Annotated in this window: 11 protein-coding genes; 4 read left to right on the top strand and 7 right to left on the bottom strand. The window is 36.1% G+C overall.

All coding sequences use genetic code 11. The features are described from left to right. Nucleotides 1-27 precede the first annotated feature (27 nt). From bshC to rimP, 7 genes are all read right to left on the bottom strand, one after another. The gene (gene bshC / locus CRS_RS17365; RefSeq protein WP_142725278.1) at nucleotides 28-1,614 is read right to left on the bottom strand and encodes a bacillithiol biosynthesis cysteine-adding enzyme BshC; all 1,587 of its coding nucleotides are present in this window, start codon (nucleotides 1,612-1,614) and stop codon (nucleotides 28-30) included. 12 nt (nucleotides 1,615-1,626) lie between these two features. Further along, the gene (locus CRS_RS17360) at nucleotides 1,627-3,567 is read right to left on the bottom strand and encodes a putative porin (RefSeq protein WP_142725277.1); all 1,941 of its coding nucleotides are present in this window, start codon (nucleotides 3,565-3,567) and stop codon (nucleotides 1,627-1,629) included. Nucleotides 3,568-3,657: 90 nt separating this feature from the next. Beyond that, a complete protein-coding gene (locus CRS_RS17355) occupies nucleotides 3,658-5,253 on the bottom strand; it encodes a RagB/SusD family nutrient uptake outer membrane protein (RefSeq protein WP_172617101.1) in 1,596 nt (531 codons plus the stop codon). 23 nt (nucleotides 5,254-5,276) lie between these two features. Next, entirely contained in the window at nucleotides 5,277-8,171 is a 2,895-nt protein-coding gene (locus CRS_RS17350) for a SusC/RagA family TonB-linked outer membrane protein (RefSeq protein WP_142725275.1), read from the bottom strand. A gap of 304 nt (nucleotides 8,172-8,475) precedes the next feature. Next, nucleotides 8,476-11,442, bottom strand: coding sequence for a translation initiation factor IF-2 (infB, locus tag CRS_RS17345; protein WP_142725274.1), 2,967 nt, complete (start codon nucleotides 11,440-11,442; stop codon nucleotides 8,476-8,478). 78 nt (nucleotides 11,443-11,520) lie between these two features. Then, nucleotides 11,521-12,756, bottom strand: coding sequence for a transcription termination factor NusA (nusA, locus tag CRS_RS17340; protein ID WP_066691517.1), 1,236 nt, complete (start codon nucleotides 12,754-12,756; stop codon nucleotides 11,521-11,523). Nucleotides 12,757-12,773: 17 nt separating this feature from the next. Further along, on the bottom strand, nucleotides 12,774-13,241 hold the full coding sequence (gene rimP / locus CRS_RS17335; RefSeq protein ID WP_142725273.1) for a ribosome assembly cofactor RimP: 468 nt from the start codon (nucleotides 13,239-13,241) through the stop codon (nucleotides 12,774-12,776). A 214-nt stretch (nucleotides 13,242-13,455) separates the two neighbouring features. On the opposite strand from rimP, the gene CRS_RS17330 reads away from it, so the two are divergent. From CRS_RS17330 to rfbA, 4 genes are read left to right on the top strand one after another with little or no spacing between them, the layout of a single operon-like run. Further along, nucleotides 13,456-14,769: a UDP-glucose/GDP-mannose dehydrogenase family protein gene (locus CRS_RS17330; protein ID WP_142725272.1), complete on the top strand. Its 1,314-nt coding sequence runs from the start codon at nucleotides 13,456-13,458 to the stop codon at nucleotides 14,767-14,769. A gap of 4 nt (nucleotides 14,770-14,773) precedes the next feature. Beyond that, entirely contained in the window at nucleotides 14,774-15,853 is a 1,080-nt protein-coding gene (rfbB, locus tag CRS_RS17325) for a dTDP-glucose 4,6-dehydratase (RefSeq protein ID WP_142725271.1), read from the top strand. Between the two features lie 4 nt (nucleotides 15,854-15,857). Next, nucleotides 15,858-16,310: a hypothetical protein gene (locus CRS_RS17320; protein WP_142725270.1), complete on the top strand. Its 453-nt coding sequence runs from the start codon at nucleotides 15,858-15,860 to the stop codon at nucleotides 16,308-16,310. Between the two features lie 4 nt (nucleotides 16,311-16,314). Next, complete coding sequence (gene rfbA / locus CRS_RS17315; RefSeq protein ID WP_142725269.1) at nucleotides 16,315-17,178, top strand: glucose-1-phosphate thymidylyltransferase RfbA; 864 nt, start codon at nucleotides 16,315-16,317, stop codon at nucleotides 17,176-17,178. Nucleotides 17,179-17,331: the final 153 nt, after the last annotated feature.

The following is a 17,331-nucleotide window of genomic DNA, read 5'->3' as shown; positions in this document are numbered from 1 at the left end:
ATAATTTACAAAAATACTTCTTTAAAATTAAATGGCAACAATTATTAATTTGGAATCTTGAACCACCATTTCTTCCAAACAATTTTCAAGCCATGAATAGCCATAATCTGAAAAGAATACACTAAAGTTATACACTCTTTCCTGCCATGTTTTGCCGGGATGAACATCTAAAAACAGGTTTTCAAGCCTTTCCAGCAGTTCATTCTGTTTTATTTTTTCAGCATGAAGCAAACGTTTTTTCATTCTTTTAAATGACTTTAACTGTCTCACCTCTTCTGCCTTCACCATATTTCCGAAAGATTTTTCAGTAGTTTCTGCAGAAGCTTTCAATACTGAAAAGTTGCTAACCAGCAATTCTTCTTTTTCTTCCAGTAATTGTAAAATAGGATTATCTTTTAAAATCTTCTGATTGGTAAGTACTGTAAAATTCTTGAAGAAATCTTCTATTTTAAGATTCAGTTTCTCAATTTTCCCCAGCGTTTTTTCTTTCAGGAAGAGCATAGAGTTTCTTGGGATCAGAATAGGAAAAGGAATATTAATCTTTGAGAAATAATCTTTCAATTCAAGCCAGTACATAATTTCGGCATTCCCTCCAATATAAGCCAGATTCGGAAGTATATTTTCCTGATATACCGGACGCATTAAAGCATTTGGACTGAATCTTTCAGGATGATTTTCCAGTTCGGCAAGAATTTCTTCTTCTGTAAACTGAATATTTTTATCTACGATGATATATTTCTGGCCATTGAATTCAATCCTGTCTCTGGTTTCAGAAAGATAGAAAAGATTAATTTCACGGGGATTTACCTGGACCTTCCCATATTTTTCCGTCAGAAAATCTACTTTGTCTTTGGAGGCTTCGTGTAAACTGAAATGCAGAATCTCATCTTTAAAAAACTCCTTTATCTGATTTTTCAGTTTCTTAGAGTCTCCGTCCAGAATCAAAAGTCCGAATTCCGAAAAAAGACGATTGACAAGAATCTTAATCGCTTCTGTCAAAGTATTTCCAGGTTTATAGGCTTCCTTCATCATTAGGACCAGTTCTGTTCCAAAAATAGAATCTTTGAATTCTTTTTCAAATTCAGTAATAAAATAAGTATCACTGATTTCAATACGTCCTACCGGTCCACCGGACTTTTCATTGGTTTCGTAATAATTATTTTCGGTTTTAAAATGATTGATCTCTACAAAATCATGGTCCTCCGAAGCCATCCAATATACCGGGACAAAATTAAAATCCGGAAAATTTTCTTTCAGATAGGCACATGTTTTTATAGTCTGAAGAATTTTATACACAAAAAACACCGGCCCGGAAAACAGATTCAACTGATGTCCGGTTGTAATGGTGAATGTATTGAACAGCTTAAGATCATCAATATTTTTCCTCTGTTTTGAAGAAAGTGTAATACCTGAAAGCTGGCCTTCGAGCACCTCAGATAAAATATTTCTTTTTTCTGGGATGAATGAATCTTTTTTAAGATGAATCTGCTGTCTGAAATGATCTAAGGAAAATGTATTATTTTCAAAACCCTCAATTTTCTGATGTAAAAAATCTTTTACCAGCTGAGGAATACTTTCTATATCGTTAAATGATATTTTATTAATTGTTTTCAACCTGTACAGTTTTTAGTTGAACAAATACCACACAATTCCGATGTTTAATCTGAAATCATATACCGGATAGTGTGGAAATGCGTATGCTTTGTTATTGGAGATAACAGTTCCTATCTGCTGGCCTTCTATGAAAAAGAACATCTTTTTCACTTTCATATTGATATAGATATCGGCGATGGGCTGCCCTCCAATTGAAAATGAATCTGCTCTCGGAAGAATATATTCATTAAGAACGGGGAAATAATCCCTCGAAGCAAATTTAGAGAAATAGTATACTTTAACTCCCGCCTGAATCTCTGCCGCTTTTTTGAAAGCCTGCGTCTGATAGAAGAAATTGGCTCTACCAATGAAACCTGGTAAAGGAAGCAATTCTTTATTGGTTAGAGTATTCTGGAAATGTAGTCTTGTATTCAGATGAAATTTGTTGAAGCTGAATGTTGCATCTCCTCCGATCTGAGAAATATTCACTGAGTTATCACTCTGCTTTGGATTTCCATTGCTGTCGAAGTAGGTATAATTATCAATTCTGAAGTAATTGGCAAAAATTTCTGTCTTGAACCATTTCAGATTGATACTTCCTCCCAACTCCATTACTGATTGGTTTTTTGCATTTTCAAGATAATAATTGAAGTTATTGTAAACGGAAGTATTCAACAGGTAATTGAATGACGGATATGCACTCTGGAAGTTCACTTTAGCATTAACAAAATAGTCTTTGATAGGTTCAAATTTCAGATTATTGGTTGTTTTAAGGTAGCTCTTAAACTGGCTCCCGTTTGAAAATTCAAGGAACGAATTCAACTGAATTTTATCCCAAAGTTTTACCTGTAAGTTTCCTACGGCTCCGATTCTGTTTTCTTTGAGTTCATTCGGAAAAGGAAATCCATTATTAATAGCTGCAATATCTGTTACTCCAAACTTAATAATCTGATAGCGTACCCCTGCATCCAGTTTAAATTTTTCATTATTAAAGATCAGGCTTACCGTATTGCTGAAATTTTCAGAATATTTTTTTGTTGTCAGTGGAAAGCCATTTACCAAATCTGTAGGAGTATTATACCAATATGTTTCAGGAGTTGCCTGGTTATAGTAATACTTATTTCCCTGATGAGAAATAATATGCCTGATACTGAAAGGAAATTTTTCAGCATTGAATGGAGTAAACTGGTGACTCAGGTAGTATCTTCGGTAAGCAAACTGAGAGCTTGAAGAGGCCAGATTTACCTGAGCATTCTGTCTATTGCTATAATTGCTGTCACCACTCTGAAACAGATTGTCTTCAGTAATCCCACCACTTTCCTGATTATTTACATTCTGGTGGAGATAGTGAGCAAAAATTTCATAATTCCCACTTTTTGAAATATAGTGTCCCGAGAATATGGTATTGTTATTCGCAGCTAATGAATTTCTGTAAAGTCCTTGAGAACGCAGCCCCATATATTCAAGGGCAAAGTTGAATCTTTTCCCGATGTTCTGGGTATAGGTAGATCTTAAAGCAGCTCCGTTTCTCATTGCATTATGGTAAATGAATGAGGCTGTAGGAGTCTTTACATCATAGTATTTCACATCATTTGCACCAATAATCATATAAGATTTATTGGATGGCAGTAAGGAAAGGTTTTCCTCCGCATTTACTTCGAATACAAGAGGGTTGAATCCCGAACCAATATTGGCAGGCTGTACTCTCCCAAAGTTATCTTTATTATTTTGCTGTGAAAAGATGTATGTTTTGTCAAAAGTCATTACGGTATCAAAAACTTTCTTTTCAGAAAACTGAGTCTGATACTGGTAATCATTAATAGTAGGCTTAAAAATTTTCAGGGAGTCTTTTTTCCCGGAGTCTATCACCAGTGTATCTTCTTTTTTGGGTTGAGGCTTGTTATCAGCTTTATTAACAATCTGAGCTTGGGCTACAAAACCTAAAGAGAAGAGTATGAAAAGGATGTACTTCATTATTCATTATTGTACAGCAAAAATAAGAAATAAAAGGACATAAAAAACCCCTGCTTGGAGCAGGGGTTCTGTATCTAGGATTATTGTATATTAATAACCAGGGTTTTGTTGGATTGGATTTCCATTAATCTCATCTGAAGGGATTGGCAATGTAAATCTGTAATCTGTAATGCTAAGGTTTTTATTAGCATAACCTTCAACATCTTTAGGGTGTCTTTCAGTTGTAGTAACGCCTGCAGAAGCCCCCATTCTCTTAAGATCAAGATATCTGTGTCCTTCAAGAGCTAATTCAACTCTTCTTTCTGTAAGGATATCTTTTAAAGCAGCTGTAGCATTTGCATACACAGGTAGAGCAACCGGACCAAGATAATTTCTTGCATCTCTAACCGCTTTTATTCTTAGTGCTGCACCTGTAAGATCATTAGCTGCAACTCTACATTCAGCCTTAATAAAGTACATTTCAGAAAGTCTGAATAATTTCAGATCACTCATTAGTTCAGCTCCGTTTGCTGTTCCTGCTTTTCCTGAATACTTATCTATACAAAGCACATCATTGGCAAGATATTGAGCCCAAGGATAACTCTCATAGTTAGGATCAATTTTAGCTGTAGCATCGATAAACGCATGTTTTCTTACGTCACCAGGAACATTGATAATATTATATACTGCTCTACTTAAATCCATATATGGACCTCCAGTTATATTCGTTCTATTAAAATAGAATTGAGCAGCAATAGCAGCCTTACCAACAGGACGATCTAAGGCCATAATAATTTCACCTCTTGTAAAATCCTGTAACATACTTTTATATGGACTTGTAGAAGCAACCGTATAACTACCATAGAATGCTGAATTGGCAACACCATTAGCATTTGTCACTACTGTACCTGCAGGAGTCAAAACTAATCCTGAAGTGTTGATAACTGTATCTGCATATTGTTCAGCCAATGTATAATTACCTCTGTATAAATACATTCTTGCTCTTAAAGCATCAATAAATGTTTTAGAAATATATTTATAAGGTGAAGAACTTGTAGAAGATAATTTTACTGGATTAATATTTGCATATGCAAAATTCAAATCGCTTTCAATTGAAGCAAAAACCTCACCTACAGTATTTCTAGGAAGCTTTTCACTTACAGCAGGAACTTTGTTCAATAATATTACACCTAAAGAGTTATTATCTTTAATATTAGGAGAAAAATAACACAGAAGCTGAAAATGACAAAATGCTCTGATTGCATAAGCCTGAGCCAAAATCGAATTATATGCTTGTTTTTCTGTAAAATTATCAAAAGGGGCCGCTAATGGTTTATCAGTTGGAGTTATTAATTTAGCACCTTCTATCAATCTGTTCGCTGAGTTAATAGCACTATAGTGCGCTAACCACATACCTGAAGCAAATCCGTTTCCTGAAGTAAGAGCAAAGTTATATAATGATACATTCTGCCCCCCATTTTGACTTCCAATTCCCAACTCATCTGTAAAAACAGAACTAATTCCTATTTCATTTGAAACATCAACCCTGTCATAGGTATTGTTTAGGAATTTCTGCATATCATTTACCGTTTGAAAAGTTGCAGATTCACTAAATTCCCCATCCTGGATAATCTCATACGCATCTTTACATGAATTAGCAACAGAGATGGTTGCAAATAGAATAATTATTGATATTATTTTTTTCATTTTTTTAATTTTTAATTGTCTCATTAAAACTGTACATCAACTCCTAAAGTTACTACTCTTGGAGTAGGGAAACCACCCTGATTGGAGGACACACCTCCTTCAACATCAAATCCTCTCCATTTTGACCAAGTCAAAAAGTTTTCTGCCTGTGCATATACTCGCAATTGAGAAATAGGAGTACCTCTTAACATATCTTTTCCAAAATTATATCCTAAAGTAATGTTTCTTAATCTTACATAAGAAGCATCTTTCAAGAATCTGTCTGAGAAAGTAGAAGCATAATCAGCACCCGTGATGTCTGTAACAACAGGAACATCAGTATTGGTATTTGTAGGAGTCCAAGCATTCAATAAGTCAGTCGTTACTGGGAAAACACCAATGTTCGAAGGACTACTTAGTGAATCTAAATCAAAGTCAGCTCTCCACACTTTAGCAGCATATGTGAATAATACATCTAAAAATACACCTTTATAGGTTGCATTCAAACCGAATCCACCTTGATAAAGTGGAATGAAAGATTTTCCAGTCCATCTTCTATCATCATTAGTAGGAACGTTTGTTATATTTCCATTTCTATCTAAAAACTGAGCTTTACCATCCGTAGGACTAGCACCTAAATAAGGAACCATGAAATATTCTCCTAGCATATGTCCTTCTGCAGTTCTACCATATAAAGTATTAGTGTTATTGGTAGTAAGGAAAGGGTTTGTAGGAATTGTATTTCCTGGCGCAAGTCTTGTTACTCTGTTTTTGTTATATGAACCATTAGCAAATACTGTTATTTTTAGATCTTGTTTATTTATTATATTAGACCTTAAGCTTAATTCGATACCTTTATTATACATATCTCCAATATTACCATTGATCTGATACTGCCCTGTTACAGCAGACAATGGAGATACACTATAAAGGTCGTTAGTTCTCTTATCATATACATCTAAAGTACCTGAAATCAAACCATTTTTATAATCGAAATCTAGACCAATATTGGCTTGTTTTTGAACCTCCCATCTTAAATCTTCATTTGCAATTGTAGTGCTCAATTGTGGATTTAATCCATATCCCGATCCCGCAGTTGAAGTTAAAGATCTCACCAATGACGCTCCTAAATAAATAGGATTAAATCCTGGGGCGGCAGCTAGAATGTTTTGGTTACCCTGTGTACCATAAGATGCTCTTAGTTTTAAAAGTCCAAATGAAGAAGACTTCATAAATTCTTCCTGTTCAATATTCCATCTTGCTCCTACTGACCAGAATGTTCCCCATTTATTATCTGCAGCAAATTTATAAGCAGCATCTCTTCTTATACTTCCGGAAATACCATATCTTCCATTATAATCATAATTTAGCGTTCCAAAGTAAGAAAATAATCCTGCATCATTTTTATTGGCTTGAATAGTTGGTCTATATAATCCTGGAGAAGGAGTTGGAATAAACGATGGCCATCCCGTACCAGCACCAACTACCCATGTCTTAGGATCCAATCCATTTTGGGTAAATGCGCTACTAGTCCTATGATATTTTAAGTATTCAGTAAATGCACTTACTTCCAAATGATGCTTGTCAGCAAATGTTTTTTCGTAAGTCACTCTAAGAACATTGGTTAACGCTAAATCTTTTGTATCAGATCTTTGTTCAATACCTCCAAATTCAACGTTTGCTGGTCTACTAGAAACAGCAAGATACGACCATGGAGCTCTCGCAAATAATCTTGATTCATTTGAATAATCAGCACCAGAAGTAAATTGTGCACTTAGATTTTCAGTAAATTTATACTTAGCCATTGCATTAGCAGTAAGTCTGAATTCATCAAATCTACTTGGAATGTTTCTAGGATTTAGATAATCCATCAACATATATGGAACAATCTGAAAACTTGGAGCTCCAAATTGATCAAATAATTGTTGACCACTTACATAAACGTTAGGATCAAGATATGGCAAAGAGGTTAATAGACCCTGTAATGGGTTTTGAAGTACATTGGCATTAATATCAGTTCTTGTTTCCTGTTCTAATTGGTTTCTTCTAGAAAAAGTTAAACCAATATTTGTTGAGAAATTAAACTTATCATTCTTTGATTTACCCACCAAATTTGTTCTTACAGACATCCTTTTGAAACCAGTATTAGCTACAATACCGTCCTGATCCAAATAATTGAATGATGTGAAATTGGATAAATTTTCTCCTCCTCCCTGTAATGTCAAAGAGTGATTTTGAGTAAAGCCTTTTCTGAAGAAAATTTTATCCCATTGAGTTGTTGGGAAATTAGCAATTTGTTCATCAGTTAAAGTAGAACCTAATCCAGCATCATTATCTTTTTCAAGTCTTAATGTTTCAGGAGATCCAGCAATATTATACTTATGCTTTTGAAGCATACTGACACCAACATTTGCAGAATATCCCACTTTCAAAGCAGAATTATATTTCCCTGACTTAGTTGTAATAATTATTACACCATTTGATCCTCTATTTCCATAAATAGAGGTTGCAGCTGCATCTTTAAGGATAGAAGAACTAGCGACATCATCTGGGTTAATACTTCTGAAATAACTTTCAGAAACCGGTATACCATCAACAACATATAAAGGAGAAGTAGATCCTGATATAGAGCCAACCCCTCTAATTAATGCTGTTATTTTATTACTCCCTGGCGAACCAGAATTAAATGAAATTTGTAAACCTGCAGCCTGCCCCTGAATAGAAGCTAATGCATTAATATTGGGACGGTTTTCAATCATTTCCGGGGTTACGGTAGTTACAGCATCATTACTATTTTTAAGTAATCTTTTATTGTTATACCCCGATATAACAACTTCATCAATCTGTTTTGTAGAGTCAACAGGTTTTTTTTGAGCGAGTACAGCTTGACCTGTAAAAAATAGGACACCAGCTGTCAATACACGTAATTTAACATTCATATTAACAAATTTTAATATATTTAATGGGCAAATATGTTAATAAATATTAACACTCACAAATTAAACCAATGTTTAAATACCTCTTTTTTTTAATATTATATTTAAATTTTTCTCAAATTAAATAGGATTCATTAATGATAGATAGCTTTTATTAAATAAATAATAATTTTCATGCAAATCAAATTCGCTTTAACAAATTATTAATAATTTAAAAAAAATTATTTAGAATCATTATAAATTGTAGGTTTTTAAAAATAAAAAAACCACTTTATAAAAAAGTGGTTTTCACATATTTAGGATATAATTATTTCAGTTTTTTCTTAACCGCTACTTCTTCGTAAACTTCAAGAATATCTCCGATTTCGATGTCATTGTAACCTTTCAGGTTCAGACCACATTCATAACCTTTTGTGACTTCTTTAACATCATCTTTGAAACGTTTTAAGCTTTCAAGCTCTCCGTCAAATTTAACAATACCGTCTCTCAATAAACGTACTTTAGACTGTCTTGTTACTTTTCCTGTAAGAACCATACAACCTGCAATTGTTCCTACTTTAGAAATCTTGAATACTTCACGGATCTCAACATTACCAATCACCTGCTCCTGAATTTCCGGAGAAAGCATTCCCTCCATCGCTTCTTTTACCTCATCGATTGCTTTATAGATTACAGAATAGGTCCTGATTTCAATTTCTTCACGGTCTGCAAGCTCTTTTGCATTAGCTCCTGCTCTTACATTAAATCCAATGATAATAGCATCTGATGCTGCAGCCAGGTTGATATCGGACTCAGTGATCTGCCCAACACCTGAGTGAAGGATTTTCACACTGATTTCTTCAGTTGATAATCTTTGTAACTGATCAGAAAGTGCTTCCACAGAACCATCCACATCACCTTTAAGAATAATATTCAATTCTTTGAATTCTCCTAAAGCAATACGTCTTCCTAATTCTTCAAGTGTAGTATGTTTTTTCGTTCTGATAGAAAGTTCTCTCTGAAGCTGTTCTCTCTTGTTTGCAATAGCCTTACCTTCACTTTCGTCAGCATATACACGGAATTTATCTCCTGCTGTAGGTGCTCCATCCAGACCTAAAATTGTTGCAGGAATAGAAGGACCTGCTTCTGCAAGGTTTTTTCCTCTTTCATCAAGCAAAGCTTTTACTTTACCGTGATTTTTACCTGCTACCACATAATCTCCTACTCTTAAGGTTCCGGCCTGTACTAGCATCGTAGCAACATATCCTCTACCTTTATCTAATGATGCTTCAATAACAACTCCGTTTGCAGAACGTTCTGGATTTGCTTTTAATTCAAGCATTTCTGCCTGCAGTAAAACCTTTTCCAACAATACATCTACGTTATTACCAAATTTAGCTGAAATTTCTTGAGCCTGAACATTACCACCCCATTCTTCTACAAGAACCGGAGGATTCAAGCCAGAAAGCTGTTGACGGATATTATCCGGATTTGCATTAGGCTTATCAACTTTATTGATTGCAATAATCATTGGAACCTGTGCGGCCTGAGCGTGAGCAATAGCTTCTTTTGTCTGTGGCATAACATCATCATCGGCAGCAATTACAATAATGGCAATATCCGTAATCTGTGCACCCCTTGCTCTCATCGCTGTAAAGGCCTCGTGACCAGGAGTATCTAAGAACGTAATTCTCTGACCATTTTCCAGTTTCACGTTATAAGCACCGATGTGCTGGGTAATACCCCCAGATTCACCCGCAATTACGTTAGTTTTTCTGATGTAATCCAATAATGAAGTTTTACCGTGGTCAACGTGTCCCATTACAGTAACAACAGGCGCTCTTGATACCAGGCTTTCTTCTGTATCGATTTCATCTTCAGTATTGTTATCTTCAAGATCAGCATCTGAGAATTCAATTTTATAACCAAACTCATCTGCTACCAATAGTAAAGTATCTGCTTCAAGTCTCTGGTTCATGGTAACCATAACCCCTAATGAGAAACAGGCAGAAATTACTTCAGTCGGAGAAACATTCATCAAACTTGCCAATTCACCTACTGTGATGAACTCGGTTACTTTAAGAGTTCTATCCTGCGCCTCAAGTTCCTGTTGACGTTCATCCTGCTCTCTACGGAAAGTTCTTTTGTCTTTTCTGTGCTTTGCAGATTTAGATTTCCCGCCTTTATTGGTAAGTTTCTCTAAAGTTTCTTTGATCTGATTTTTAACCTGTTCGTCAGTCAGCTCAACTGGCATAACTCTTTGTCCAGGTCTGTTATTCTGGCCTCCTTTTTTGAAGCCGCCACCTTGACCCTGACGGTTTCCACCACCCTGATTATTATTTCCGAAACGGTTTCCACCCTGGCCACCCTGACCTTGAGGACGATTACCCTGTCCTCCCTGACCCTGCCGGTTCCCACCTTGTCCACCGTTATTCTGCTGACGATTTCCCTGGCCTTGTCCACCCTGGTTATTATTTCCTGAGTTTTGATGAGTTCCCTGACCTTGCTGATTATTCTGCCCACCAGGTTTTTCAATTCTCTTTCTTTTCTTTTTTGCCCCAGCTCCCGGCTTTGGTGCAAATTGAGTCAGGTCTATCTTTTCTCCAACGATCTTAGGACCATCTAGCTTTTGATATACTGTCTCAATTTTCTGTGGTTCCTGAGATTCAGGCTCAGCTTCCTCTTTTGGAGCTTCCACTTTTTTCTCCTCTACAACCACAGGTTTTGGAGTTTCCTTTACTGCTTCCACAGGTTTTACTTCTTCTTTTTTCTCCTCCATTCTTGGTTTGTCTTTTTTCACAGGTCTGTTTCTAGATTCTATTTGAGACAAATCAATTTTATCCAAAACCTTAAATTCCTGTTTTTCTGGAGCTGCTTTAACCTCCGGCTGTTCTTCTTTCACGATTTCTTCTTTCTTTTCTTCAACCGGTGTTGCAACAGGAGCCACAGGAGCTGCAGAAACTTCTTCTGTCTCAGGTTTTTTAGATTCCAAATCTATTTTACCCAAAATCCTGGTTTCTGGTTTATTTGCTTTAGCTCTTATCACTTCAGGGGTTTTCTTTTCTTCAATTTCCAGCTTTTCTTCCGGAACTTTAGTAATTACCACCTCATGGGAAGCCTTTCGCTGTTCGCCGTCTTTAGCAAACTCAGCCTCCAATGCAGAATATGCCGCTTCTTCCAATTGAGCGTTAGGATTGCTTTCAACTTCAAATCCCCTTGATTGTAAAAACTCTACTAATCTGGACATTGAAATGTTGAATTCCTTAACCGCTTTATTTAATCTAATTTTTGGCATCTATATTATTTACTGTTTTTTAATTTTTAAAATTAAAGTATTTCCTTTTTACTGTTTATTAAAATTTATTTTAAAATCTTAATCTTCAAATTCTTCTCTCAGAATACGTTTAACCTCTTCGATTGTTTCTTCTTCAAGGTCTACCATATTTAAAAGACTCTCAGTTTCTTTATCCAATACTGATTTTGCAGTTGTAAGTCCTACTTTCTTAAACTCATCCAAAATCCACTGCTCGATATCATCGTTAAATTCTTTCAATTCAACATCATCATCCTCGCTGGACTCTCTGTATACATCAATCTCATATCCTGTCAACCAAGAAGCCAGTCTGATATTCTGTCCTTGTTTTCCGATCACTTTGGAAATTTCTTCAACCGGAGTATACACCAACGCATAGCTGGTCTCCTCATTGATTTCAATTTTGTTGATAGTAACATTTCCCAATGCTCTCTTCACCAAGATTTCAGGGTTTTTAGACCACTGAATAACATCGATGTTTTCATTTCTCAACTCTCTTACAACGCCATGAATTCTGGATCCTTTAACCCCAACACAAGCACCTACAGGATCAATCCTGTCATCGTAAGCGTCTACTGCGATCTTCGCCTTTTCACCAGGAATTCTCACTACCTTTTTCAGGATAATGGTTCCGTCCTGGATCTCAGGAATTTCCAGCTCTAATAACTTCTCCAGGAATTTAGGTGCAGTTCTGGAAATAATAATCTGCGGTTTAGAACCTTTAAAATCTACTGTCTCAACAATAGCTCTGATATTCTCACCCTTTTTAAAGAAATCGGATGGGATCTGGTTTTCTTTCGGTAAAATGAATTCATTTCCTTCATCATCCAGCAGGATCACATGTTTATGACGGATGTGATGAATTTCCCCTACAACTATTTCTCCAATTTTATCTCTGAACTGTTCATACAGCATTGCATTATTGTGTTCCTGAAGTTTGGTCGCCAGAATCTGCTTAAGGGTAAGAATATTTCTTCTTCCCAACTGTGCCACAGGAATTTCCATTGTAAAGTCTTCCCCTACTTCGAAGGTAGGATCAATCTTCTTCGCTTCAGAGATTTCAATTTCCAGATCATCATCTTCAGACATTTCGTCCTCTACAATTGTTTTATTTAAAAATATCTGAAAATCTCCTTTATCCGGGTTTACAATCACATCAAAATGGTCATCTGAATCGAATCTCTTTCTCAAAAGAGTCTTCAGTGAATCTTCAATAATTGCCATAAGATCAATCTTACTGATCCCTTTTTCGTCTTTAAAATCACCAAAGGATTCAATCAACGCTATATTATCCATCTATTCTTTTTTCTTTTTTAAAATTTAATTACTACTAATGCTTTTTTGATCTCAGAGTAAGAAATCTCTTTCTCCTCCTCTACATCCACTTTTCCTTTTCCGATATCTTTCGGCTTACGGTAACGCAAAATAAGTGTGATCTTTTCCTCATCTACTTTTGACAATTCCCCTTCAATTTTAGAAGAATCTTCCAGCATTACCTCAATCTCTCTTCCAATATTCTTGCTGAACTGTCTTGGTGTGGATAACGGCTCGCTCAGTCCGGCAGACATCACCTGCAGGCTAAAGTCATGCTCTTCACGATCCATATTGAATTCTATGGCACGGCTTGCATCAAGACAATCCTGCAAAGAAACGCCATTATCACCATCTAAAATCACTGTAATATCATCCCCTGCAGAAATTTTAAGATCAATAAGAAACAGATCTTTTCTGGTCTCAAGGAATTCATTTAATAATTCTTCAATTCTTTTTCTAAACTCCATATATTTTTATCTTGATTTACAGTACGAAAAAAGGCTTTCTTCCGAAGCCTTCCCATTTTTTCCGTAAATCCAATGCAAATATACGCTTTTTTTCTAAAAATGCAAAATTATCTTAAGTATCAAGCAAATAGAGTCAGATTCATTTACCATAAATTAAAAGAGCATGTCACAGTATTTTTATTATTTTTGTCTTTAGAATTTTAAAACAAACATTTTGAATATAACGATTGTAGGAACAGGTTATGTAGGATTAGTCACAGGAACTACTCTGGCAGAACTTGGCAATTCAGTATACTGTGTTGATATTGATGAAAAAAAAGTAGAAGGTATGAAAAACGGCATTGTTCCCATCTATGAGCCGAACCTTGAAGAAATGTTTTTAAGAAACATACAGTCTGAAAGATTATTTTTCACCACCAACCTTAAAGAGGCTTTAGATAAAAGCGAAGTAATATATCTGGCCCTACCCACCCCCCCAGGTGAGGATGGTTCAGCAGACCTGTCCTATGTATTGAAGGTGGCCAATAATATTGGTGAGCTAATGACAGAATACAAGGTCATTGTTAATAAAAGTACTGTTCCTGTAGGAACTGCCGACAGGGTAAGAGAAACGATTGCCGCCAAAACAAATATTCCGTTTGATGTTGTATCAAATCCAGAGTTTTTAAGGGAAGGCTTTGCTGTGGAAGACTCGATGAATCCTTCGAGAGTAGTTGTCGGAGCAAGCTCTGAAAGAGCCCAAAACATTATGTCTAAAATCTACCAGCCTTTCACCAATACAGGAATCCCGATTATTTTCATGGATGAGAAATCATCAGAACTTACCAAATATGCTGCCAACTCATTTTTGGCGGTGAAAATTACCTTTATGAACGAAATAGCGAACTATTGCGAAAAAGTAGGAGCCGATGTAGACAAGGTAAGACTGGGAATGGGAAGTGATGACAGAATCGGGCACAGATTCTTATTTCCTGGAATCGGATATGGAGGAAGCTGCTTTCCTAAAGATGTAAAAGCTCTTATTAAGTCTGGGAAACAGGAAGATTTTAATTTTCAGATCCTTGAAGCTACTGAAAAAGTAAATACAACCCAGAAAGTAATTTTAGTTTCTGAAATTGAAAAGTATTTTGGCGGAAATATCGAAGGAAAAAAAATTGCCATGTGGGGACTGGCATTTAAAGCAAATACCGATGATATCAGAGAAGCATCCTCCTTAGACAACATCGCTCTTCTGCTGGATAAAGGTGCAAAAATTGTAGCATATGACACTATTGCAGAAAACAATGTTAAGAAAATTCTGGGTGACAAAATACAATATGCTAAAGGAATGTATGATGCCCTGGAAGAAGTAGACGCTCTGTTTATCGCCACAGAATGGCCTGAATTCAAAAATCCGAATTTTGAACTTATGGCCAAAAAAATGAAAAACAAGGTCATTTTTGACGGTAGAAACATGTATCCGCTGGAAATCCCGGAACAAAACGGATTCCATTATAAAAGTATAGGAAGAAAGACCATCTCAAAATAAATCAATGAAAAACATTATCATCACAGGAGGCGCAGGATTTATCGGCTCTCATGTTGTAAGAGAATTTGTAAAAAACAATCCGGAAAGCACCATCATTAATCTTGATGCTCTTACTTATGCCGGAAATTTAGAAAACCTTAAAGACATTGAAAACGAGCCCAATTATGTTTTCGAAAAAGCAGATATCACAAAACCGGAAGAACTCCGAAAGGTGTTTGAAAAATACAATCCCGACGCTGTTGTACATTTAGCTGCAGAAAGTCATGTAGACAGAAGTATCACTGATCCTATGGCATTCATCAATACCAATGTGAACGGAACAGCCAATCTTCTCAACCTTTGTAAAGAATTCTGGACATTAAATCCGGACCATACCCACGGCAGATTCCCGGATGAAAAAAGAACAAATCTTTTCTATCATATTTCAACTGATGAAGTATACGGAAGTCTAGGAGAAACAGGATTCTTTTTAGAAACAACTCCTTACGATCCACAATCTCCATATTCTGCCTCAAAAGCCGCTTCTGATCATTTGGTGAGAGCATATGGAAACACTTACGGAATGCCGTTCATCGTATCCAACTGTTCCAACAACTATGGACCGAATCATTTCCCGGAAAAGCTGATCCCTCTGTGCATTTCAAATATTATCAATGAAAGGCCCCTTCCCATTTATGGTGACGGAAAATATACAAGAGACTGGTTATTTGTCATTGATCATGCCAGAGCCATTCACCAGATCTTTAAAGAAGCTAAAACCGGTGAAACATATAATATCGGCGGATTCAATGAATGGCAGAATATTGATCTTGTAAAAGAACTGATCAGGCAAATGGATACCAAACTGGAAAGACCGGAAGGTTATTCTGAAAAACTGATCACTTTTGTAAAAGACAGGCCGGGCCATGATAAACGTTATGCTATTGATGCAACCAAGCTCAATAAAGATTTGGGCTGGAAACCATCCGTAACCTTTGAAGAAGGATTGGCAAAAACCATTGACTGGTATCTTGAAAATAAAGAATGGCTGGAGAATGTAACCAGTGGAGATTATCAAAAATATTACGAAAATCAATATCATTAGAATCATGAAATCTGTTTTCATATTGTTTTTTGCAGTATTTTCTTCTTTGGGAAATGCCCAGGCACCCCCTCCGCCTCCGGCAATGTCAAACTCTTCACAGCAAAAACTGATTGATGAGTTTATAGAAGTTTCTCATTATAAGGAAGCATTGATCAATTATGCAAAAGATTATCTGGAACTGAAAATGTTTGACTACAGTGTGAGCCCGCCCAAAGAATTACTCTCCAGGGAACAGGTAAAATCCATAATCAAGCATTTTAACTTCGATGAGTTTAAAACTTCATTATACAGCTCATTTTCTTTTATTTCAGAAAAAAAATTAAAAGACCTCATACAATTTCATAAAGGCATAGGAGGAACATTATCCAAAGATAATTCGGCGTTCCTCATCACTCCCACCATAGATTTAAATATTAAAAATCAAATGGATTATGCCATAGAAAACATACAAAAATAAAAAGATGAAAGGAATAATATTAGCCGGAGGATCCGGAACACGACTTTACCCTCTAACCATTGCTGTAAGCAAGCAGCTGATGCCTGTTTACGACAAACCCATGATCTATTATCCGCTTTCCACGCTTCTTTTAGCAGGAATTAAGGATATCCTGATCATCACCACTCCACATGACCAAGCCGGTTTCATCAAACTTCTGGGTGACGGTTCCCAAATCGGCTGCAATATAGAATACGTTGTACAGCCAAGCCCTGACGGCCTGGCACAGGCATTCATTCTGGGAGACCGGTTTATTGGAGATGATTCTGCCGCACTGGTACTGGGAGATAATATTTTCTACGGTTCTGAAATGGGAACTTTACTGAAAAATAAAACCAACCCAAATGGAGGTGTTGTTTTTGCCTACCACGTAGCTGACCCCGAAAGATATGGTGTTGTAGAATTTGATAAAGACCTTAAGGCTGTTTCTATTGAAGAAAAACCTCTGAGTCCAAAATCAAATTATGCCGTACCCGGTCTTTATTTTTATGACAATAGCGTAGTCGATATCGCCAAAAATATCAAACCTTCCGCAAGAGGGGAACTGGAAATCACCGATATCAACAATGTTTATCTTAGCAAAGGAAAGCTTGAAGTAGCCGTTCTTGACAGAGGTACAGCCTGGCTGGATACCGGAACATTCGACTCTCTTCACGATGCATCAGAATTTGTAAGTGTGATTGAAAAAAGGCAGGGCTTTAAAATCGGCTGCATTGAAGAAATTGCATTCAGAAATAAATTCATCAATGAAGAAAAGCTGCTGGAAACGGCTACCAAATATGGCAAAAGCGGCTATGGTGAATACCTGAAACAACTTATTGGAAAATAACAATTATAATTTATAAAAACTACAGACTATTGGCTTTATGGCCAATAGTTTTTGTTCATACCGTCAAATATCAATATATTAGTTGTTGATTTTTAGTTTTATGGGCAATGAAAATTCATAAACTGAGCGATACGGTAAGAATTAATTATTATA

It is taken from the genome of Chryseobacterium sp. ON_d1 (assembly GCF_006829085.1).
Lineage (GTDB): Bacteria > Bacteroidota > Bacteroidia > Flavobacteriales > Weeksellaceae > Chryseobacterium.
Note: the sequence above shows the minus strand (reverse complement) of the source record. Positions and strands in the feature narration are given on the sequence as shown.